General features: G+C 57.6%; 17 protein-coding genes and 3 pseudogenes. 14 read left to right on the top strand and 6 right to left on the bottom strand.

The genetic code is table 11. The features are described 5' to 3' along the window. Positions 1-596 precede the first annotated feature (596 nt). Both NKG99_RS31865 and NKG99_RS31860 read right to left on the bottom strand, forming a co-directional pair. Complete coding sequence (locus NKG99_RS31865) at positions 597-2,432, bottom strand: hypothetical protein (protein ID WP_352826110.1); 1,836 nt, start codon at positions 2,430-2,432, stop codon at positions 597-599. A 401-nt stretch (positions 2,433-2,833) separates the two neighbouring features. Beyond that, complete coding sequence (locus NKG99_RS31860) at positions 2,834-3,325, bottom strand: transposase (RefSeq protein ID WP_352826112.1); 492 nt, start codon at positions 3,323-3,325, stop codon at positions 2,834-2,836. A gap of 573 nt (positions 3,326-3,898) precedes the next feature. Between NKG99_RS31860 and NKG99_RS31855 the strand changes: the two genes are divergently transcribed. Further along, a complete protein-coding gene (locus NKG99_RS31855) occupies positions 3,899-5,341 on the top strand; it encodes a UbiA family prenyltransferase (RefSeq protein ID WP_352873225.1) in 1,443 nt (480 codons plus the stop codon). A 692-nt stretch (positions 5,342-6,033) separates the two neighbouring features. Here NKG99_RS31855 and NKG99_RS31850 read toward each other — a convergent pair. Both NKG99_RS31850 and NKG99_RS31845 read right to left on the bottom strand, forming a co-directional pair. Next, positions 6,034-6,342, bottom strand: a complete 309-nt coding sequence (locus tag NKG99_RS31850; protein ID WP_352873224.1) for an NAD-dependent epimerase/dehydratase family protein — start codon at positions 6,340-6,342, stop codon at positions 6,034-6,036. 155 nt (positions 6,343-6,497) lie between these two features. After that, entirely contained in the window at positions 6,498-6,872 is a 375-nt protein-coding gene (locus NKG99_RS31845) for a DMT family transporter (RefSeq protein ID WP_352826115.1), read from the bottom strand. Between the two features lie 875 nt (positions 6,873-7,747). Here NKG99_RS31845 and NKG99_RS31840 point away from each other — a divergent pair. Together NKG99_RS31840 and NKG99_RS31835 are read left to right on the top strand one after the other, a co-directional pair. Next, positions 7,748-8,215: a hypothetical protein gene (locus tag NKG99_RS31840; RefSeq protein WP_352873222.1), complete on the top strand. Its 468-nt coding sequence runs from the start codon at positions 7,748-7,750 to the stop codon at positions 8,213-8,215. A 532-nt stretch (positions 8,216-8,747) separates the two neighbouring features. Then, on the top strand, positions 8,748-10,334 hold the full coding sequence (locus NKG99_RS31835) for an ABC transporter substrate-binding protein (protein WP_352826119.1): 1,587 nt from the start codon (positions 8,748-8,750) through the stop codon (positions 10,332-10,334). 212 nt (positions 10,335-10,546) lie between these two features. On the opposite strand, the pseudogene NKG99_RS31830 reads toward NKG99_RS31835, so the two are convergent. Next, positions 10,547-11,407, bottom strand: a pseudogene (locus NKG99_RS31830) (transposase); the annotation flags it as partial. 283 nt (positions 11,408-11,690) lie between these two features. Between NKG99_RS31830 and tnpA the strand changes: the two are divergent. From tnpA to NKG99_RS31785, 9 genes and pseudogenes are all read left to right on the top strand, one after another. Further along, entirely contained in the window at positions 11,691-12,065 is a 375-nt protein-coding gene (tnpA, locus tag NKG99_RS31825) for an IS66-like element accessory protein TnpA (RefSeq protein WP_352873220.1), read from the top strand. Further along, entirely contained in the window at positions 12,062-12,409 is a 348-nt protein-coding gene (gene tnpB / locus NKG99_RS31820) for an IS66 family insertion sequence element accessory protein TnpB (protein ID WP_352873218.1), read from the top strand. The genes tnpA and tnpB overlap by 4 nt, the downstream gene beginning before the upstream one ends. Positions 12,410-12,471: 62 nt before the next feature. Next, a complete protein-coding gene (gene tnpC, locus NKG99_RS31815; RefSeq protein ID WP_352873216.1) occupies positions 12,472-14,094 on the top strand; it encodes an IS66 family transposase in 1,623 nt (540 codons plus the stop codon). Next, the gene (locus tag NKG99_RS31810; protein WP_352503320.1) at positions 14,094-14,390 is read left to right on the top strand and encodes a hypothetical protein; all 297 of its coding nucleotides are present in this window, start codon (positions 14,094-14,096) and stop codon (positions 14,388-14,390) included. Before tnpC ends, NKG99_RS31810 begins: the two co-directional genes overlap by 1 nt. A gap of 1,004 nt (positions 14,391-15,394) precedes the next feature. Next, positions 15,395-17,059 (top strand): nodulation protein NodU, encoded by a 1,665-nt coding sequence (gene nodU / locus NKG99_RS31805; RefSeq protein ID WP_352826121.1) that lies wholly within the window; start codon positions 15,395-15,397, stop codon positions 17,057-17,059. Between the two features lie 186 nt (positions 17,060-17,245). Continuing rightward, a pseudogene (locus NKG99_RS31800) lies at positions 17,246-18,057 on the top strand (IS630 family transposase). A 66-nt stretch (positions 18,058-18,123) separates the two neighbouring features. Then, positions 18,124-18,671 (top strand): annotated as a pseudogene (locus tag NKG99_RS31795) (DUF4372 domain-containing protein); the annotation flags it as partial. A gap of 286 nt (positions 18,672-18,957) precedes the next feature. Next, the gene (locus tag NKG99_RS31790; protein WP_352826267.1) at positions 18,958-19,164 is read left to right on the top strand and encodes a transposase DNA-binding-containing protein; all 207 of its coding nucleotides are present in this window, start codon (positions 18,958-18,960) and stop codon (positions 19,162-19,164) included. After that, positions 19,065-19,415: a hypothetical protein gene (locus tag NKG99_RS31785; RefSeq protein WP_352826276.1), complete on the top strand. Its 351-nt coding sequence runs from the start codon at positions 19,065-19,067 to the stop codon at positions 19,413-19,415. Before NKG99_RS31790 ends, NKG99_RS31785 begins: the two co-directional genes overlap by 100 nt. Before the next feature lie 476 nt (positions 19,416-19,891). On the opposite strand, the gene NKG99_RS31780 is transcribed toward NKG99_RS31785, so the two are convergent. Next, positions 19,892-20,104, bottom strand: coding sequence for a hypothetical protein (locus NKG99_RS31780; RefSeq protein ID WP_352826269.1), 213 nt, complete (start codon positions 20,102-20,104; stop codon positions 19,892-19,894). A 382-nt stretch (positions 20,105-20,486) separates the two neighbouring features. Between NKG99_RS31780 and NKG99_RS31775 the strand changes: the two genes are divergently transcribed. Then, positions 20,487-21,818 (top strand): amidohydrolase family protein, encoded by a 1,332-nt coding sequence (locus NKG99_RS31775; protein WP_352826271.1) that lies wholly within the window; start codon positions 20,487-20,489, stop codon positions 21,816-21,818. A 535-nt stretch (positions 21,819-22,353) separates the two neighbouring features. Next, positions 22,354-22,635: a transposase gene (locus NKG99_RS31770; RefSeq protein ID WP_352873230.1), complete on the top strand. Its 282-nt coding sequence runs from the start codon at positions 22,354-22,356 to the stop codon at positions 22,633-22,635. Positions 22,636-22,838: the final 203 nt, after the last annotated feature.

Here is a 22,838-nt window from a genome sequence, read left to right as displayed (position 1 = left end):
CATCAACGCCATGCAGCTTTTCGAAGAGTGCGTTCAGTTTCCAGGCCGATTGACCCGCAAGCAATACACAACGTTCGTCCGATGGGTCGGTGTCTGGCGCTAGGCGGCTCGCGCGTTGTCATCGGGCCTAAAATGTCAAACCACGCGGCCGACGACCTGATATCTTCAAGAACGATTGGGAGGAATGGCACAGTGCCTTGAGGAACGGCCGGACCAGACCGCACTCGAACTGCTCGTCGAGATCCAGGCCCGTTACCAGGACGATACACCTTGCGACAGCTTTTCACCTTGCAGAAGCGCGTTAGAGCGTGGCGACAACAAGCGTGCAGCGGCTCATCGGCGAGGCCAGCAGCATAGCGCCATATGCTGCTCCCAAATCCCTTATTCCCGGCGAGCGGGTATCATTCTCGATGAGGCAAATGGTAGGCAACACGACACCACCCAGACTCTCATCCTCAATTGACCTGCCACCGAATATCCTTTCCGACAGGTTTCCGGATACCCAAAATTCTTACCCCCAGCTTTTTCCCGCTCCTCTATGTAAACTGCCGCTCGACTTTTGCGGCTTTCGCACAGCTTTCAATATTGGCTCCGTTTCATTGGCTCCATTTCTGGCTATCCGCCGTTTGTCGCCTGGCTTGCCGGCACCATTGCTCCGCCGGAGCGGCGGGGCGAATTGGCTTTAGCAGAAACTGCCGACCAATTCGGTAATCCGGGTTAACGATGAGGGGATCGAACGTAGCAGCGGCGACGTAGTCCGCACTCCCGGCTCCAAAGGAAGCCATGACCCTGGCTTGATCGAGATGATACTTGCGCTCTGGTTCGATCAGCACCCACGCTTTGGCCAGATCGGAGCAGTCCTCAAGTCCGATCGCTTCCACCGCCACCGCGTTACTGCCGGGATACCATCCCATAAGCCATGGAAGACCCAGCGCTCGCGTCTCGAGCACATACAGCAGGCTCGGCGAGTCGCCAGTGAGATCGACCACAGGGGTACCAGCTTCGAGGCCGGCCGCACGAGCCTTGGATCTGGCCGTGGCCAGATAGTTTTGGAGGGATTCCGCGATTACCAATTTTCCACCCCCCGGCATTGGCATGACAGCGGTATGAGAGCGCAGATCTCTCATGTCCCAGGGCGGGTTGAGGAGACTATCATTGATGACTGATGCAGTGAGAAACTGTGCCAACACAGCCAAGGGCAATAAGGTGGCGAGGCTGGATCCCTGTCGCGCAAGAGGGCTCAGGAAAGCAACGATCGCGAGCATCCAGAACAAAGCGTCGAGCGCGCCAATATACCAGTAATTGACATTGGAGCCCAGTGCGAACACGTGCGGCAGGACCAAGAAGGTTAGCGCTAGAGCGATGCTGGTTGCAGGCTGACTGCGCAGAACCAAATCCTTACGATAGAGCATCGCGCCAAGGCATGTGAAGGCCGGCACCAGAAACAGGGTCGAAGGCTGGATGCTGATTGGATCGATCCCCAGCAGTGCAATTGCTATTGTTACGATCAAAACCGCAGCGAGCGCCAGCGATGGGAGCAACTTGTCCGCAGATCCCATGAAAATGCTGAGCAGAAGAGCCATGGCCAGTACCACAGCGATAGCGAGTTGCGAGCGGCTGGTGGCGAGCCAGTCGATCCGAAAGCTGCGAAATACCTCGTGTCCGGAACCCCGCAGGATTTCCAACTCAGCGCTGTTAACCATACGCGTCACCAGCCCGGTGATGCCACCGTCGATCAAGTAGGCGGTCATAATCAGTAGAGCGAGAGCGATCACCGCCGCACCAAACATGGGCAGCAGCGACTTTCGGCGCAAAACGACGACATACAGCATAACTATGAGGCCAATGGCCGCAGCGGTGGTCGGCTTGGCCATGAAACAGCACCAGCCGCCAACTCCGACCAGGATCCACCCCAAGACTTGGCGCATGCGCCCTGGCCGGTCGGCCAGTAGCAAGCCGGTCATTATGATCAAAAGCGATTGAAAGGCCAGCGCGTAGTAGCTCGGGGTGAGCGTCAGCCGGAAGCGAAAGACCGTTGATGCCATGCTGGCGATCCCTGCCGATAACACAGCCGCCTGCAGCCAGCCCACCGTCCAGAGGTGCCGGATTGCAAGGAAGCTAAGAATCCACCCCAGCGCCATAGTAAGTGTGACGTTCGCCATCCGAAGCACTGCAATATCGCCCCCCACCCACAGATACGGCCGGTGGTAAACGAAGCCGAAAAGGGACGGCGGAGAATTGATTGCGTAGGGGAATGGGTTCGCGATGAAGTTGAGGTAGAAACCTTCGTCCTCGAGATTGAGACCGTAACTGCTATAGTATAGCAGCCAAGTGAAAAGGATCGCTGTGGTTAAGGCGGACAGAGCAAGCAAGGTCCGCTCCAGCAAGAGCGACAACGTCCTTCCCTTGGCAAAGTGGTTCTCTCTTGCCATGGGACCTCCCTGCCAGCCTCCTGGACGAGGCGTATTCCAATGGATATCAGCGTCAAGACGGAGCTTCTAACCAATCTGAGTCCCGCAATCGCCTACAAGAATTGGTAGGCTCGCTCACCTCGTGATCCGATCCCAATGTTGCGACCGCTCGCGGACGAACGCCTCAAATTCTCGGACGCCCAGAGGGCGTCGAAGTAGGGCCGTGACGGCGTCGGTGATCGTGCCCGCAGCGTTCTCTAATCGCCTTCGTCAATGGGCTCCTTTCTCCTCGTTGGTGCAGCGCCTGCCGGGCTCAGGGTTCTCTCCGGGGTCGATCGCAAGGATCGCCGCATGTTTGCGTTGGAACGGGTGGGTCGAAGTGGTGTTCGCGGTTCCGTAGGACCGCATACGTGGGAGCGACCTCATCCGCGCAGCGTCCCGGCAAGGACGCATCTCGGGAACTGGAGTCGATCGGGAATCGAAAGCTCCATGTCAGGCTGCAGCGACGGCGTGGCGGAACGGCTCATTCGTCTTCCACATGGCGTGGAGGATGACGGCAAGCTTGCGCGCTTCTTGAAGCCGGCGCCCTTGGCATTCCGCAGGCCCCAGGCCTTCAGGCAAGAGAAGCCAATTTCTCGCGTCAGGATGACGTTGGCCTCTTCATAAAGATGGGTCCGCGTCAGCTGGTCGCCGCGCTTCGAGATGCGGCCGTTTCGGCTGATTTCGCCGGGTTCGTAGCGCCTGGGTGTGAGGCCGAGATAGGCGCCGGCGCTGGAGGATCGGCGGAAGCGGGAAGCATCGTCATAGGTCGAGGCGACCGAAAGCGCGATCACAGCGCCAACGCAGGGTGCGGTCATCAACAGCCGGGCTATGGCATTCTGTTTCGCGGCTGCGCGAACGCGCGCGTCGAGCACCCTGATCCCCTCGATGATGGATAGGCGGGAAAGATTTAAAGGCTTCGGCAGCGCACTCTTCGGTCTGACGCCGATGGGCGTAGCCGATCAAGCAGCGCACTCTGGCCCGCCGTCCTGATGTCGATTTTTGTCGAGTGCGCGACACAGGGCAGGAGTTCTGCCCAAATTCATGCATGCCGTTGAATAGTCTACGAAAAACCTTCTTTGCCTCTCGCTGCATAGTTGGCACCACTTTTGATGCTCTTACTGCAAAGATTTAGCCTGGGAACGAAGAAACAACATGTCAGGTCGGCGTGAGTTCACATCTCCAGACTTCGGGCCCATCCGGAGGTTCACCCCTCTCTTAGATGCGTTCCCCGCCGTGTCGACCGTGGACATGAGAATATTAATGCGACAGCGATGCGTTAGGTCACATCGCTGCGTGGGTGCTCTCAAGGAAGCGACACGGTTGCGGCGACAATCGGTAAGCCCCAGACCAAGCATCTTCCTCTGTCGAACTCGGCCCGGACAGCGCTGTTTGCCTCCTTGATGAGTTGCAGCGATGACTCTGACTATCCATTAGGGTGTAAGATAATGATGTTTGATCTGGGATGCTTTGACCGTCACCTACCTTTAGTTTGTGACTTGGATGGCACTCTGACCAAGTCGGACAGCTGCCATGAGAACTTCTGTCATGCCTTCTTTCATTCGCCGCAGCGCCTGTTTCGCGCCGTTCCAGGATGGTTTAACCGCGCGGCCCTGAAACAGACGCTGGCAAACATTCGTCCGATTGAAGCGCGGGCGCTTCCATATCGTGAAGAGGTGTTGGATCTGATACGTGGTGCGCACGCTGCGGGCCGTGAAATTCATCTCGTCACGGCAGCTGACCAGAGCATAGCTGACAACGTCATTTCTCATCTTGGCGGATTCGACGGAGCGAAGGGCAGCGATGGCTCCTTGAATCTCAAGGGTCGCAACAAGCTGAAATGGCTTCAGGAAAACTTTCCCAATGGGTTCATCTATGTGGGTGATAGTGCTGCGGATCTTCCTATTTGGGAGGCATCCACCGGAGCCGTTCTTGTTGGCAACGCAGCAAGGTACGCAAGTCAACTCCGTAAGGTTGGCGTCGAGGTTAGGACGATCGTCCCAGAAAAAAACGAGCCGGTGAAGGACTGGCTGTCTGAACTCAGGATACACCAGTGGTCGAAGAATGTGCTGATCTTCGTTCCGTTGTTTCTTGTCCCTACAGTGGGTGGCTTTCCTGTCGTCTTGAAGACGGCGTTCGCCTTCCTTGCTGTCGGTCTCGTTGCTTCTTCAACCTACGTCATCAACGACTTGGCCGATTTGGAGGCGGACCGGGCGCATGCGACCAAACGCTTAAGGGCAATAGCCGCCGGCAGAATAAGCATCATCCGCGGCTTTTTGGCGAGCATATTCCTGCTCGCTACCGGGCTTGGAATAGCCTTGCTTTTGGACTATCGATTCGCGCTGGCTGTTTCAAGCTATCTGGCGCTCACATTAGCATATTCGTTCTGCTTCAAGCGTTACGCCCTGCTTGACGTGACTGTGATTGGAAATCTGTTCACATTGAGGATCGTCATGGGGCAGGCGCTGAACGACTTCGAATTCTCGCCGTGGCTATTTTCTTTCTCATCCTTGCTCTTCTTCTCGTTGTCCCTCGCAAAACGTCACGTGGAGGTGATGCATGCGCACTCCCAAGGAAAGGACTTTATCAAGGGGCGGGGATATTTACCCGAGGATTGGCCGCTCACCCTGGGTTACGGCCTTGCTTCCGGCTCAGCTTCGATTGTCATCATGCTGATTTTCGTTGTGCTCGACCCCAGAGTGGCCGAAGCATATCACAATTCCGTATGGCTCTTCGTCGCGCCCGCCGGCATCTTCATATGGCTGCAAAGGATCTGGATCCTGAGCCATCGCATGGAGTTGCATGACGATCCGGTAGCTTTTGCTCTCAAGGACAAGACTAGCTATCTAATCGGCGCCTGCATCGCGTTGGCGTTTGTCCTGGCTTTGTAAGACAAAGCCATTGCCAATGTCGCCAGCGCGTTGCGACAGCGCTGACGACAGATTTGCCGGAAGCGGACTTCCTGCAACCGGAGGGGGCACTGGCTCTTGCGGAAGAACACTTGTCGCAGTTGCGTCAGCAAGGTGTGGAAGTGTGACGGGTGGTATCCGAGAAATGGAAACTGTCCGCGCATTCGTGGCCCGTGTGCCCAATGCGCCGCGTTAATCCACATGGCGGGGGTCATTCATCCCAAAACGGTTGCCCGGTTTGAAGCGATCAATAAGCAGGGCATATCAATCTGCTTACGGCAGCGCAAAAAATGTGCGGCACGCGATTGTCACGGCGTCGAATTCGCCGACCGGAAGCAACCAGGACTACCGCATTCGCAGCGGAAAGCCCTATCAGGCCACAGAAGGACTGTGGCTGCGCCAAGATGCTGATGGAAGAGTCGGTGCGAGCGGAAATTGCCGCCAGGAAACCTGCAGAAGCGTTCATCGATCGTCCACGCGCCAGGGCATTACGATCCAGCCGACCGTCAACGCGCTTCTCTTCAAGCTGGTCAACGACCGGCGAGTTTCCGATCGTTGGACCGCAACCGCCGCTCGATGCGCTAGCGGGACAGGTTTAAGATTCCAAGGCGCCCGGCGCCAGTGATCGGTCTTGGCCGAAATATAGTCGCGTGGAGGCCGAATTCCCGACTGGCCTATATCAGAAGCCGCTCCGCTAGAACCTTGCTCCTACCGTACGGTCCGATCGGACCTTGCATATGGGTCGGTTTGACCGGTGCGTGATCGGGTTTCCCATGGGTCATGTCCGTAAAAAAAACAACTCGCTGCGTGGAACCCGCTGAGATTGCTTCCCCCAGGCAGCGGGTGTCATTAACGTCCACGTCTGCAAACCACTCGTCTCGACTTGTATAAGGTACACCACGGTGAAATTGATGCGCTGCAAGATGATAGACCACATCGTACCGTGGGAGACAAAGCTTCCTGAGATCACGGTCCTGTCCCACGTCACCCTTTTTTGAAATCTATCGAGTTGCTAGATCTAGTTGCTTGCGGCTCATCGAGAGCGAAAACGACAACTTTCTCTCTCCGCCGGGCGAGAGCGGATGCCATATACGCTCCGACAAAGTATGAGCCTCTAGTGATGAGGTGTCGAATGAGACTACGAAGTCCAGGCAATTATGGCAACGCCAGCACAAATCAACGCGAGGCCGGCCAGTCTTGAAAGTGGTATTACTTCGCCAAGCAGAAACAAGCTGAGTAAAGCCGCAATGACATATCCAATTGATAGCATTGGATAGGCCACACTAACGTCATAGATTGATAGAACGATTAGCCACAATAAGAGGCTTAGTGCATAACAGGACAACCCACCCAGAAAATAAAAGTTGCCAGCAAATGCCAAAACGATTTTGATTGGGTGTGAACCTCCGGACAGTAATGGCCCAAGCGTCAGCATAGCCGCGCGCAAAGCGACTTGAGCTAGTGCGTTCATGCTTACAGTGAAAATGATCAATGCGAATGATGAAGCGGTCATGGCGTGCTCTTGCGTAGGCTATGCAGACGCAGTAACTACTGAAGATTTCGCGAAACGTCGGGGCTCATCCTCCCTTAAACGAGGAGAGCGAGCGCACGAAGTATTTTCATGACTTATGGCAAAGGCGAATTTACTTCCGAGCAAGAGATTGGTTGTACTTGCTAACGTCTCTAGTCCCATCTAGTGACGGAATGTCGTACGCATTCGTAGTAACAACAAGGCCGAAAATGTTAAAGTTATATTAAGTTATCATTGCCTGACGGCATCGATGGCTCGCCTTGCGACCGGTTGGGGGGATTCTTGTGGCGGCCGGTGTGTCGGGACACGCTCAGAGGCCGTTTGGAAACTCGGCTGTAGAGGATTTCGTGTCGGACCGGTTTGTGATTCAAGCTCTGGATGTGGACGAAGCAGAGCCGGGGGTCGGATGGCCCAGATCGCGAAGAGCGATCCAGCGGGCCGTAACGCGAGTGAAGCCTGAGCAGGCCTCGAAAGAGTCAATGAAGACGCCGACCCACCTCTTGCTCGGGGCGACTGTGCGGACAGGGAAGCAATCGACACACGCACCTGTCCGGTCTGCCGGGGTATTGGGCACGGCACGTTGGAAGGGTGATACGGGTAATTGGGGAGACCCGTCCGGTCGGAGGTCGCGGCTTCGACATCGCTTCTGGGCGATGGACCGGGCGGGAGTCGGACAGGGTCATACGACCGTTGAGGCCGGGTAATCCCGGCGGAGGAAAGGACCCTGACTTCTGGTGTGCTTTCGAAGTTGGTGAGGAGGGGGTGATTGGCGATGAGCCTCGAAACCCAATAAGATCAGTACCCTGCAGAGAAAGCTCTATTGTAAGGCGAAGGCGGAGTCCGCTTTCCGCTTCTATGTGCTCGACGACAAGATCTTCCGCAACGACATACTGCGTCATGCCTATGTGCTGGCCCGCGCCAATGCGGGCTCGCCGGGCGTGGACGGTGCGGCCTTCGCGCAGATCGAAGCGGAAGGCGTGGGGAAGTGGCTGGCGGGCCTGCGCGGGGAACTTGTCTCGAAGACTTACCGGCCACAGCCGGGTGCGGGTGATGCTCCCGAAGCCGCCAAGCTGGAGTTGGAACCGATATTCGAGGCGGACTTCGAGGACAGCGCTTATGGCTACCGACCACGTCGCAGCGCACGCGAAGTAGTCAAGGAAACGCGCCGGCTGATCTGCCGGGGCCATACCGAGGTGGTAGACGCCGATTTGTCAAAATACTTCGACACGATCCCGCATTCGGCCCTCCTCAAATCGGTTTCCCGACGCATTGTCGACCGGCACGTGCTGCGGCTGGATGATGCGATGGCGCCGTTTGGTGCGTGACTATGAGCAGCGCATCGACGGTCCCACGCAATGATCCTCGTCGCAATTTGCTCAGGCGAATGCCCATCCGTGAATTTCAAAACGGACTCTTACCAAGCCAGATCGATGGCTTACCGATAGTTCAAGGCCGACAGCTTAGTCTCTCATGTTCCCTGTCAAGATTGAAGACAAGAAGGCTTGCATGCTTGCCAGGTTTGGGAAGCAATCAAGCACGCGTCGATTGCTCAGTAACACCTGTTTGGCTGGGCCAATGTGGCCGGGATGCGGGAAATCCGCCCGGCCGGATCTGCGAGGGCGAAAGCCGATGGCTTGGCTACTCGACCGGCCCGGGCTTTATTCGAGATAATATCACCCGCCAGGTGATTTTTTTGCACCGCTGCAGCTTCAACCACTCATGTTACTACGTCAATAGTCGGTTACATGGAGGACAATAAGGACCACCGGTTTCGGGACTAAGGCATTGACGCTGCTCATGCGCAGTTTTCCAGACTTGTTGCACAACCAACGTCAACGATCAAATAAGGAGGGTTAAATGGGTGAAGAGAACCTGTTTTCACCGCGTGTGTTGGCAATCAGCCGCAGGCGCTTTATTCAGTCCGCAGCGGCCTGTGCTATGGTCATTGGCTCGGCTAGCGGCGCTTCTGCTGCTGTCGCTAAAGCGGCCAAACCCAAAAAAGGAGGACATTTCAAAATCGGCGTGGGCTCGGGTTCCACAGCCGCCTCGTTGGATCCAGCTAGGTATTTAGAGTCATCCATGTGTATATTCGCCCATGGCCTTCATGGCTACCTTACCGAGATTGACTTCAACGGAAACCTCGTTGGCGAACTCGCAGAGTCTTGGGAACCGTCGAAAGACGCAAAAACCTGGACATTCAAACTGCGCCAGGGCGTTGAATTCCACAATGGTAAGAGGCTGACGGCAGATGACGTTATTGCTTCTATTAACCATCATAGGGGCAAGCAGTCCACGTCCGGTGCAAGGGTCGTCGTTGATCCTATCGAAGAAATTCGTGCGGATGGGCCTGAAACGATTGTCTTCTCGCTAACGAAACCAAGCGTAGATTTTCCGTACCTGACAGAGCACTTTCAGCTGCCCATCCTGCCGGCTAAGGACGGAAATGTTGATCTGTCTGGAGTGGGCTGCGGTGGCTATGTTCTTGAAAACATCGACTTCGGCGTGAAAGCCACAGCCAAGCGTTTTACGAACTATTGGAAGCCGAATGCGGCGTGGTTCGACTCGGTTGAGGTCCTATCAATTCTTGACAGTACAGCACGGACGAACGCTCTGGTGACCGGACAGATCCACGCAATGAACAGGTGTGATCTAAAGACAATTCACCTGCTTGAACGAAATGAGAAGCTTGAGATTACGTCGGTTAAGGGCACACAGCACTATATATTTCCGATGATGGTCAACAGTGCCCCGTTCGACAACCCGGATGTGCGTCTTGCACTCAAATACGCTCTCAATCGAAAGCAGCTGGTCGACATGCTCCTACGGGGCTACGGCGAGCTTGGAAACGACCATCCCATTGCTGCCTCGAATCGCTACTTCGCCAAAGACCTTCCGCAGCGTGAACAGGACTTGGACAAGGCGCGATACCATCTCAAGAGGGCCGGGTTAGCAGACTTGAAGGTCAAATTGTCAACGTCGGATTACGTGTTCGCTGGCGCCGTGGATGCCGCTGTCCTCTATCAACAGGATGCGGCAAAGGCAGGCATTACGATCGACGTTGTGCGCGAGCCGGCCGACGGTTACGACGATAATGTCTGGATGAAAAAGCCCTGGTGGACCGGATATTGGAATGGCCGGCCCACCGCGGACTGGATGTTCTCGGAGGTTTATGCTGAGGGAGCGCCATGGAATGAAACCCATTGGAAAAATCCGCGTTTCAACGAACTGCTCATAATTGCGAGGGGCGAACTCGACGATTCCAGGCGGCGCGAGATGTATGCTGAGATGCAGCAACTTTGTCGAGACGACGGCGGTGCAGTCATTCCTGTGTTTGCCAACTACGTTAACGCGCTCTCCACCAAAGTCGGTCACAACAACCTTGGATCGAACTGGGATTTGGATAGTTTCCGCTGCTTGGAGCGCTGGTGGCTGACTGACGTATAAGTTGTAGTTAAAACAACGATCCCGAAACATTGGACAGCGCGTCGCATTGGGCGCGCTGTCGTAGAAGGTATGGGATTTCGGAGATAACGGGGACCGATGGCACGATCGTACCGCGAAGGGGCGTCCATGCCAAAGTGGTGGCGTTGCAAACCACTTGAAGGAGGCGTCCATGAATGAGGTTATCACAATTGGGCTGGATCTTGCTGCGCATGGGTCGGCGCTAGGCCGGCATAGGCCGCCACCTGCCGGCGATTGTCGAAATGCCGGAACAGCCCTTCTGACTAGAGAACGGCGGCGCACTCCCGCCCGACGCCCTTGATGTCCAGCAGCACGGCCGCCGCAGGCATCATCGCGCCTCGCACCTCATTGCTCAACAGTGTGTCCCGTTCCGCCTCCACTGCCTTGATCTGCTCAAGAAGCAGTTCGAGTCGGTCCAGTTCACGGCCGATTGGGGTCTTAAGATACGTCGGCAGCGCCCGGCCATCGCCGGTCCGCAGTTCCTCCAGCCGTTGTCGCCGGTCGCGGCGCTGGTTCGTATCCGGAGATGCCTTGGGCGAACAGCAGACCCTTGATGCGATTGACGTGCTGCACCCGCTCTTGGGTCAGCGTCTTGCGCTCGCGGGTGATGTGGCGGCGGTCCTCCTCTTCCCGGCTGGGCGCCTGGACATGGCACAAACCCGTGGCTCGCTCCACTTGTAGGCGAGCAACGTCCGCACCCGCCGGCGACGGCGCGAGGTTGCTATTGAGGCGGGATCGACGATGTAACTCTCGATCGCTTCTGCCTGAAGCACACGATGCACCCAGAACCCGTCGAGGCCTGCCTCCTGGATCACAATAATAGGAAAGCGCCGCCCCGCCCGCGCTTGCGGCTTCTCCCGAAGCTGCGCAAAACGCTCCAGCAGGCCGGCGACGTCGCCAGCGTGCACCACGTGCTTCGACATTTTGGCTCCGTTGCCCGGCGCCAGCGACGTGATCAGCCAGTTCGATCGGCTCAGTTCCATCGAGACAAAGACCGCACCAAGATCGGTGCGGATGGCGGTCGGTTCCTCGGTTCGGTCGGCTACAATATCCATGGTCGTCTCCAGAGAGAGTTGGTGGAACAACTCCACTCTGCCAGAGAGCAGATCGCTATCCACCCGCCCATGGGATCTGACAGTCCCAACTTCCCCAGGCGCACAACCACCGCGCCCTCCGCGTCCACGCCGGTGCATCTGAAAGACGTGCTTGGCGACAATCAGACCGATTGTGCTGACCTTCGTAACCGCCCGATTGTCACCGCCTGCCTGATATCGTCGTGATGGCCTATGACACGTGTTTAACGACGTCGTTTGCGACGTGTCTTGTGCGAGGATTGCGATGCGTGTCGAGATTCTTGGTGCTGAACGGCGTCGTCGCTGGGGTGATAAGAAGAAGCTCGACATCGTCATGTCGGTTGGAATTGACGGGGCGACTGTGACTGAGGTTGCCGAGCGGCATGATGTGACACGGCAGCAGATTTACACCTGGCGGCGAGAGCTGAGGAGGAAGGGGCTCCTGTTGCCGTCGGCGGGTCCCATGTTCCTTCCCGTGGACATGCCCGTGGCGCGGAGCGAACCCTGTAGGGGCAAAGGCACCGACAGATTGTCAGCGCTGGTCGAATTGCAACTATGCTGTGGGCGGAACCTGCGCTTTGACAGAGAGATCGATACCGCCACTCTGACTCGGCTTATCCAGGCGGTTGAGACAGCATGATCGGACCGGGAACTGGGGTTCGGGTGTACCTTGCCTGCGGGTTCACGGACATGCGCAAAGGGATCGAGGGTTTGGCTGCACTGACGCAGGATGTGTTGCGCCAGAAGCCGACGGGAGGCGCGGTCTTCGCCTTTCGGGGAAGGCGTGGCGACCGTTTGAAGCTTCTTTATTTTGATGGTCAGGGGTTCTGTCTTTGTTACAAGGTCTTGCAGAAGGGCCGCTTTCCGTGGCCGTCGGCGGCCGACGGGACGGCCCGGCTGACGTCAGCGCAAATGGCGATGTTGTGGGAAGGAATTGACTGGCGACGCCCCAATTGGGGTGCGCCGCCGGCGCGTGTCCGGTGATTTATCTCTCTGTATCTAATGGTTTTTATGGCTACTCGCCCTGACTTATGGTAGTCAGGTGCATGCCGAATGTCGCCGAAAATCTTCCAGACGATCCTGCCTTTCTGAAGGCGATGATCGCCGCCTTGCAGGCGGAAAATGCGAAGATGTCGGCGACGTTGCAGGCGCATGACCAGTTGATCCAGGCCTTGCGGCTGCGCATTGCCCGGCTGAAGAAACAGGTCTTCGGCAAGTCTTCGGAAAAAGTCGAGCGGGAAATCCAGCAGCTGGAACTGGCGCTGGAGGATCTTTTGATCGCCGCGGCGGAGAGCAATGCCGGGCCAATCAATGAGGCCGACGAGGCAGCGTCTGTCGCGCCTATGACGAACGCGCCCGAAAGGATCACGCGCCGGCGTCCGCGCGTGTCGCACAAGGCAGTTCGCGAGCGCAGGGAGCTCGATCCCGGCGCCTGCTGCCCCGCCTGTGGCGGTGAACTACGTCTTGTGGGCGAAGACACAAGCGAAATCCTCGACATGATCGCCGCGCAGATGAAGGTCATCGAGGTCGCTCGGTTGAAGAAATCCTGCCGCTGCTGCGAAAAGATAGTGCAGTTGCCCGCGCCCAGCCGTCCGATACCAGGCAGCATGGCGGGCGCCTGCCTTCTGGCTTACATCCTGGTCTCGAAGTTCGACGATCACCTGCCATTGTATCGCCTGAACGAAATCTTCGCCCGCATGGGTGCCGACATCCCCGACAGTACGTTGGTCGATTGGTGCGGTCGCGCCATGCAGGTGCTTCAGCCCCTGATCGAGCGGATCGGAACCGTGATCATGGCCAGCGACCTTCTTCATGCCGACGATACCCCGATCCGGGTGCTGGATCGCTCCATGCAGGACAAAGGGCTGGGGAAAGGCGTAAAGAAAGGCAGGATCTGGACATATGTCCGCGATCAACGCCCATGGGCGGGCGGCGCTCCGCCTGGCGCGGTCTACTACTTTGCTCCGGACTGGAAGGAAGACCACGTCCTCCGCCATCTGAGGCAGACAGGCGGCATCCTCCAAGCTGACGGCTACAAAGGCTACGGCAAGCTTTATGAGCCTGGAGCCGATGGAACATCCCGCTTCCGAGAAGCGGCATGCTGGGCGCATTGGCGACGCGACTTCCATGATATCTGGACCTCGAACAAATCCGAGATCGCACGCGAGGCTCTCGACCGTATCGGTGCGCTTTATGACATCGAGCACGGCATTGCGGGTCAGCCTGCCGATGCCCGCCTTGCCGCACGTCAGAAGCATAGCAAACCAAAGATCGGGGCATTCCGTGTCTGGATCGAAACGCAACTGACCCGCATTCCGGGCAAGAGCGATTTGGCAAAAGCCTTCCGTTATGGCCTGAGCCGCTGGCCATCATTGTGCCTGTTCCTCGAAGACGGCCGCGTCGCCATGGACAACAATGCCGCCGAGCGAGCCCTGCGCCCGATTGGAATCGGAAGAAAAAACTGGCTATTTGCCGGCGCCGACACCGGCGCGGAGACCCTGGCTCGCGCCATGACAATCATCGAGACGGCCAAGATGAACGGCATCGATCCGCAGGCATATCTCGCAGACGTGCTCGACCGCATCCACGATCACAAGATCAATCGCCTCGACGAGTTGGTTCCCTGGAATTGGTCACCTGTCACCGCCATCTCCGCCGAGGCTGCCTGATGGCAACGGTGACCCATGTGTTCAGCATCGACTACGTCGCCAAATTGCTCGATGAAGATGCCGAACTCCTTCAGGCGATCGTCAGCAATGATGACAACCTGAGCTACGGCAGCATCATCAGCGTCTACACCGGACCGGACGAGGCAATAACTTCGCTTACCCGCGACGGAATGGAAGAGCTGGAGCAAATGCTTACCCATGCGCGCCGCACCGCTGACGAATGGAATGACTTCCTCGAAGCCTTCGTCGATGACCAGGAACTCATCGCTCGCATCAAAGCGAAATCTCCGCGGTAACAACCGGGCGGTTACTGACCTTCTCCATGGACGGCTCTCCCTCATGTGACTTTCGACAGCCACACTTTGGCACATTGATGCCGGGAGCGGAGGCCGTCCACCACATCAGGTCAGGTACTGATGCGTTCGAGCTTGGCCGTCACCCTCACGGCACACCCTCGGTCCGACGGCAGTGAAGTTCTGGACCCGAACGGAATTCAAAGGAACTCTCGCGCTCAAGCGGCACATCAATCCCATGCGTGTGCTGATCGAGACGAAGGAGAGCTACCGCTGGCTGGAGAACCTGCGCCGGTCCATCGCGCTCGTTGGCGCGCCCGAGCGCTGTGTGCTGGGGGTGACCGGGAGAGCGGTATCTACGCGCTCTATTGCACCGCGCTGGACCTTGGTACCAGTTTCCTCGTGCGGGTGCAGACGAGCAGGCTGGCCGAGCGGCCTGCCGATGCTGTCCCACACAATCCTGTCGTCTTTGCCCAATTTGCGGCGGCGCCCTGGGCGGGACGTCATCGCATTACCGTCGATCAGGACGAGACGACCTCGCGTCAGGTGAAATTCCCGCCATCAACACTTTACCGCCCGTGGGCGCTACAGTCCGCAGGTTCTGACGTACATCAATGCCCTCGAAGAGGATCCGCCGGCCGGTCGCGATCCGATCGACTGGAAGCTGGTAACCAACCTGCCGGTCAAAGATCTTTCCGTGGCGGTCGAGAAGCAAGGCCTGGTACGCCCTGCGCTGGAAGGCGGAGGTGTTCCACAAGAAGTCCGGCTGCCGTGCCGAGGAGGCGAGAGTCGAGACCGCAGAGAGGCTGGCGAAGCACTCTCGTCGCGGGCGGCGATCAGAGAGCCCCATGACAGCCTATTCGATTTGGTAGCTGTCCCCGACGTAGCCATTGGTTTAGTTCGTTTGAATCAAGGGCTGATTGAGCTGCTCTGTAGGATTGTAAACGGCCTTAAGTTCGGTGCGACATTGTCAGGTCGCCTGTCGACGGCTTGGACATGGAGGCACTATGCGCATTTGTGGTATCAAACTGAGGCATGACGGAGCGGTCGCCCTTATAGAGGACGGACGCCTTGTCTTTTGTGTCGAGCACGAGAAGCGAGACAACAATCGACGGTATCAAGCCATCGACAATCTCGACGCCGTTGTTGTCGCCTTGGCGGAGCACGGCATGGATCCGAGCGATGTTGATCGGTTCGTCGTCGACGGCGGGTGGTGGAGGAGGGGTTTTCAGGTCCTCAGCGGGGCGAAACCTCTCACGCTCAGGTGGGCGTCATATGTTGAACCCCATGCCGAGGGTCTTCTCACCTCAAGTGACGGCTTTAACCTGATGCTCGACGGCAGGTTCTTTCCTTATAGAAGCTATCCGCACGTGGCAGGCCATTTGGCTTCCGCATACTGCACCAGCCCTTTTGCCAAAGCCGGACAATCCGCCTTCTGCCTCGTATGGGACGGCATCATTTTTCCGCGTCTCTATTATGTAGATCCCTGCGGCGCCCGGTTTATCGAGTGCCTCTTTCCGCTGATAGGTGAAGCCTATGCTGCCGCAGCCGATCACTTCGGACCTTATACGAACCGCAGCAACAAGGACGATTTGGGTGTTGCCGGCAAGCTAATGGCCTATATCGCGCTGGGATCTGCTGATGAAGACATCATAACTGTGTTTCGAGAGCTCTACTCGGAGCGCTTTGCGGCCGATGCTGAACATGCTCGAGGTTACCATGCAGAGAGCAGGGTCGAATCCTCACTTGCGGCTATCCACGACTTCTTCCACGCGAGTGCGCTCCAATTGAAGGCCAAGCGGCCCGAAGACATACTTGCATCGTTTCATTGCTTCCTCGAGCGTCTTCTCATCCGGGAGATGACGAGCGTTTTGCAACGGCATTCGGGGTTTCCGGGATCGTGCAATTTGTGTATAGCCGGTGGCTGTGGCCTTAATATCAAATGGAACAGCACACTACGTGCTACCGGTCTATTCGATGCTGTCTGGGTGCCCCCCTTTCCGAATGATAGCGGCGCGGCAATAGGTGCTGCTTGCTCCGCAATGGCGGCCGACAGAGGCTTCGTGCCGCTGGAATGGTCAGTCTACAGCGGCCCCGCACTGATAGGCAGGGATGTGCCGTCCGAATGGGAGGCTGCGCCGTGCAGCATGCATCAACTTGCTACCATCCTCGCGAGCGATAAGCCCGTGGTGTTCCTTACCGGCCACGCCGAACTGGGACCACGGGCATTGGGTGGCAGAAGCATTCTCGCAGCCGCGACATCAACGGGAATGAAGGATTACCTTAACGACATCAAACTTCGCGAACACTTCCGACCAGTCGCACCTATATGCCTAGAAGATCGCGCGCCGGAAATTTTCAACCCAGGGACGCCTGATCCTTATATGCTATTCGATCATGAGACACGGGCAGAATGGCGGGATAAAATCCCGGCCGTTATACATCTAGACGGATCTGCTCGTTTGCAGACCATTCCCAGAACCTCTAGGCACAAGGTCGCGGAGCTTCTTGTCGAGTATGAAAAACTCACAGGCATTCCACTGCTTTGCAATACGAGCGCCAACTACAATGGACGTGGATTCTTCCCGGATGTTGCATCAGCGTGCCAGTGGGGACGCGTTGAATACGTATGGTCCGAGGGCCTGCTGTGGACCAAAGCTGCTCACAACTGAGCTATCGCCGATGACGTCCCGTGGGGTTTTTTGCCCGTCAGCCGCAGGGCTGTCCGGGGAAGGAGCGTGGTGAACCGAAATGCCGCATGCGCATGCCCCGTAATACCAACGGTCTTGGCTGCTGACTCTTTGTGATTTTGGCAGATTTGCGCGCGGTGATTCCCTATAGCCGAAGGAGATTCGGCGATGGGATCAGTGGTGAAGTTGCGGACGGGCTTTTCGGCGGGGGAGCTTCGCCGTCTTGCCCGGAACTCAAAGGATGTGCGCCAGAGCAGCCGGCTGTTGTCGATCGCGGCGGTTCTGGACGGCATGAGCCGGGCCGATGCGGCCCGGATCGGCGGGATGGATCGCCAGACGCTACGCGACTGGGTGCATCGGTTCAACGCGACCGGCCCCGATGGTCTTGGGGACCAATGGGCGCCGGGACCAGCGTCCCGGCTGTCGCATGAGCAGCAGGCCGAACTGGCCGCGCTTGTGGAGAAGGGCCCGGATCGTGCCGTCGATGGCGTCGTTCGCTGGCGGCGGATCGACCTCAAGAAAGTCATCAAGGATCGCTTCGACAGCCGGCCGACCAGCGCTACAAGAGCGCCTACCTGTTCGGCGCCATCTGCCCAGCACGTGGTACCGGGGCGCCTCTCGCACTGCCATTTGCCGATACCGAGGCCATGCAACTCCATATTAACGAGATCAGCCGCCATGTCGAAAAGGGCGCCCATGCTGTACTCGTCATGGATCGCGCCGGATGGCACACCACCGCAAACCTCAGCATACCGGACAACATCACCCCGATCTTCCTGCCGTCGCGCGCGCCGGAGCTGAACCCGGTCGAGAACGTCTGGCAGTATATGCGCCAGAACTGGCTCTCCAACCGTGTCTTCGACAGCTATGACGATATCATCGATGCGGCCTGCGACGCCTGGCAGAAACTCCTCGCAGCTTCCGAGACCATCACATCAATCGGGATGCGCGAATGGGCCCATGTCAGTCAAACCCCATGACTCTTGGTATAAGACGGGGTTTTTCCGTCTACCTTCTGGTTGTCGAGACTCAGAAAGGGACGGGGCATGCGCTTTAGGTCTAGCATCTTGGCAAGCTGGTTGAACCGATCAATCGGCGCCGCTTCCAGACGATTGTGGATAGCCATGACGGGGACGCCTACGACAAGTCGTTCCACAGCCGGGATCATCTCATGGTGCTGATCTACGCGCAGCTGAGCGGCGCCGACAGCCTGCGCGGCCTTGAAGCGGTCTGGAACGCCAACTGCCAGCATCATTATCACCTGGGCAGCGACCGGCTGAGCCGCTCGACCTTGTCGGATGCCAACCGGCGGCGCCCCGTCGGCATGTTTGCCGAGACCTTCGAGACCCTCGCCAGCCAGCTCGACCGGCACACGCGCCGCGAAGGCGCGGCCATGCTGCGGCTGATCGATTCCACGCCCATCCCGCTCGGCAAGGCCTGCGGCTGGGCCAAGTCGAACGGCCGCATCCGCGGCATGAAGCTGCATGTCGCCTACGATCCCGACAGCGACCGCCCGCGCGTCCTCGACATCAGCCACGCCAATGTCAATGACGCCGAGATCGGGCGCACCATCACCATCGAGCGAGGCGCCACCTCCCCGGACAGCCCTGCGTCAGCCGGGTGAAGGTCCGGGACCGGGGAGCGAACGGTGAAGCGGAACACATCCGTTTTTCCCTCGTTGACCCTACGTGCGGCGGGGATTGAAGGCGACGCGTGGCGGCGATCGGCACATGGTCCCGGTCCTGACAACGGTATTGACCGGACTCGTGCACTTGGCAGGAAGAGTACCCATCCGGTGAAGCTTTCGATTACCCACATCGTCGGCGGGCCTATTGCCCCGTATGAATCTGCCGTGATTCTGTCCGTGACACCCAATCACGGTGCCGCTATGGATTGAGACAAGACCAGCAGCAAGGAAGCCGCTTGGCAGGAAGGGCTTTGCGCGGCGGCCCTTTCCGACAAGCGCCTGGTCCGCCGGCTGCAGCGGTTGCTGGATCTCAGCAGCGCCGAGCAAGCCGATCCCGGCGGTCTGTGGCGACTGGGCAGCGGCGAAGGCGGCCTACCGCTTCTTTGGCAACCGCGTGTGAGCGAACATAGCGTTCTCGCCGGCCATTTCGCCGCGACTGCGGCGCGCGTTGCGGCGAACGAAGGTCCGATTCTTATCCTGCAGGACACGATCGAATTTATCTACAGCCGCGCGCAACCGGGCAAAATCGGCTTCACCAAAATCATCAACGCCGGGCGCTATAAGTCTGGGCAGCCCAACGTGCTGACTTTCTGCGGGGAACTGATGCGTTCGAGCTTGGCCGTCAACCTCACGGCACACCCCTCTGTCTGACGGCACTGAAGTGCTGGACCCGAACGAGATTCAAGGGAACGCTCGCGCTCAAGCGGCACATCAATCCCACGTGTGCCGATCGAGACGAAGGAGAGCTACCGCTGGCTGGAGAACCTACGCCGGTCCATCGCGCTCGTGGGCGCGCCCGAGCGCTGCGTGCATGTGGGGTAACTGGGAGAGCGACATGTACGAGCTCTCCACGCCGAAAACGAACTCAAAACTGGATAGAAACTGGGGCAGCGTCATCTTGACAGCAAAAAAGTAGCGTGGCGCTTGAGTTTATTTAGACTTCGCCAGTCCTCTGGATTTCGGTACCATGTGCCGTATGTGGCAATGGTGGGGGAGGATGCTCGTTCCTATCACCTGCCTGGCTGAGCCAGAATGTGCGGACAATCGATAAGACGTCACAATCCATTCAGAAAACCTCCAAGAAAGGTAGAATGCTTCGGCCATGGACCGCGAACGCCAGAAGGACGCTATAACATATGACTGGTCGGCGAAGTACACATTCGCGCCCCGGCTGCTTGAGAGTTGGGATGTCGATGAAGATGCCACCCCAGTAAATTCTTTACCTGCAAAAAGGAGTGAAGTGGAACAATGGCGATGATTTCAATGTCGATGACATGGTATCCAACATCGCGCGCTAGTGCAAAAAGGATGTTTTCAGGGAATTCGATGGCGGCGCTCATCGATGACAGGACCAACAAATTGCGTGAGGACGCCGTCACGAACGTCGACGATCATGCCGTCAAACTGAATTGCTCGACTTTCGACATCTCGACAGGCCCAGGGTATAGCGGACTATCCTGCGCTAAGCGTCCACCGATTACGAGAAGGATGAATCTGATACGTCGCGGATCCAGTCGGTGACGGACCATTCGAATTGGTCTCCCACGAGGTGGCGAAGAAAGCCGTTCTAGCGCGAGCTAGCAGTCGGCGCCGCCGCAACTCTCCCTCTCCCCTACAACGGCGATGGAACGTGAGCGAGAGAGGGGCGGCAAAGGCCTGAGCCTCGTTCCAAGAAGGCCACTTAGAAAGCACGGATATTAACGTCTACCGGGGGAAATCCCATTGAACAAATCGTGTAAGAAGATTCGAGACTGGGTCGAGGAGACACCTTTCATCGACACGCATGAACATCTTTTAGAGGAGAGTCAGCGCGTGTCGGCAAGGCTTGACCCGCGCCTTTTTGTTTGCAATGACTGGGCATACCTTTTCCAAGACTATGTAGCTGAAGATTTCATAGCCTCGGGGATGCCGACATCCGAATTACAACAGTTCTTGGGATCAACAGCTACTGACAATGAAAAGTTTCGATTAGTTGAACGATATTGGAAGCGAGTACGGCATACAGGCTATGGGCAAGCGCTTCGCTACACCTTCCAAGAACTCTATGGCCAAGGTGACCTCACACGCGAAACGTATTCTCGAATTGCCGAAAGATACCATGATCTGGTCAGACCGGGCTTTTACTCTCGTGTCTTTAAGGCAGCGAATGTGGAAATATGCCACGTCAATTCAATGCAACGCACCTTCATGAAGACTGAGCAGCCCTCGCTTTTAAAGCAAGATCTGAGCATCCTCGGCCTTTGCCGTTGCAGCGCGGCGGACTTCGCACGTGTTGAGGCAGAAACTGACAGACGGCCCGCGTCATTGGAAGGCTGGCTCGACACTATTGATTCCTACTTCGCGACATGCGGGCCGCAAGCAGTAGCAGTCAAGTGCCAAATTGCATATTCCCGGGCGCTTGACTTCGAACCTGTCACAAAGACCAGAGCCGCACGCTTGTTTGTGAACCAAGCCGATCGGTCGGGTAGGTTCCATGCCCTCGGACCAGAAGATCTGAAGGCTTTGCAGGACTACCTATTTCGCTATTGCGTTGCTAAAGCTGGAGACTACGGACTGCCAGTTAAATTGCACACCGGCATCTTAGCATCTAATAATGTAATGCACCTTTCGCGTGTCCGCGATAATGCCCGCGATTTATGCCGGCTTTTGCAGGACTTTCCGGAGGTGCAGTTCGTTTTAATGCACATTGGTTATCCCTATGAGCGAGAGTTTATTGCACTGGCTAAACACTACTCCAACGTGTCGCTGGATATGTGCTGGTCGTGGATAATTAATCCGATAGCAAGCAGGCACTTCTTGAAGGAATTTCTTGTCACCGTTCCTAGTCACAAGGTTTTCACATTTGGTGGTGACTACGTTTGCGCGGAGCCTATAGTTGGTCACGCGCGGATCGCCCGAATTGGGATCTCCAATGCGATTTCAGAGCTCGTTGCAGATGGTTGGATCGTATTGGAAGAAGCAAGAGATCTCATTGAACAGATTATGAGAGGAAATGCGCTGGATCTCTTCCCAACAAGAACGCAATCGGCCGATGGCGGACACCAAGTTGGCTAAAAGATGCGGCAACAGATCAATTCCACACGTCAATTCAAACCGTCGACCCTCGTGGGAATCAATCGTGCCATGTTTCAGAGGTCGAAGTAACGACAAAGAAGATCATATCGACCGGGGCATCCATCTCTTAACAAGCAAGGCGTACGCTTAAAGGGCCAACGGGCAACGTCGAAAAGGCGGCGCGGCCCCCCGTGTTTGGCCATCCTCCTGCGACGGTGCGCCGGCAGGGGGCTCATTTGCGGCTTGCATGACCGCGCCCGAGCAGCGGCGACAAGCGTAACTTCGGGCGGCGCGTGACCAGCGCAAAACTGCCGGCGGGATCATGTCCAGCCGCTCGACGATCCTGGCCACCCCGGCAACTGCACGGACGGGCACAACTCTCGGGGCTGCATGACCCGCACCATTCTCGGCGGATGGGCCGGCAAATGACCGCGGTTGCGCCGGCGAGAACCGGAGGTGTGGCCCGTGTGGCCTTGGAGTACGCCTCCGGCGAGGGCCGCCTTGCGCGAGCATGGCACGGTAGCGAGTCTGCGCTATACTGGCCGCGGCATTCGCGCCCGGGGCCACAGTGGCGGCGGTGGCGCGTCAGTACGATATCGCGACCAGCCTGATCTATAAGTGGCGGCGCACGGTGAGAGCCCGCGAGACGGGCTTTGCCGAAGTTGTCGTGGTTCCCGATGAGCCTGTCGCCGCGTCGAGGCCGGCGGCGCCACCAGCGGTGATCGAGCTGGAGATCGCCGGCAAGGTGCGGCTGCGGATTCCGCTGACCACGCCGCCGACACTGGCGGCGGCGATGGTGAAGGCGCTGGGCGTTTAATGATCCCAGTCCCGAGCCAGGTGTGGATCTGGTTGGCGGTCGGCCGGACCGATATGCGTCGCGGAATGCAGGGTCTCGCTCTGCAGGTTCAGGAGACGTTGGTCCGGGGGATCCGCATTTATGCGTCGGGCGAGATTATGTGGCGGAGCCGCCCTGACGCCCGTCAGGGCCGGCCAAGTCCGACTTGCCTCCGCCGCATAATA

It is taken from the genome of Mesorhizobium sp. M1409 (assembly GCF_040317535.1).
Lineage (GTDB): Bacteria > Pseudomonadota > Alphaproteobacteria > Rhizobiales > Rhizobiaceae > Mesorhizobium.
Note: the sequence above shows the minus strand (reverse complement) of the source record. Positions and strands in the feature narration are given on the sequence as shown.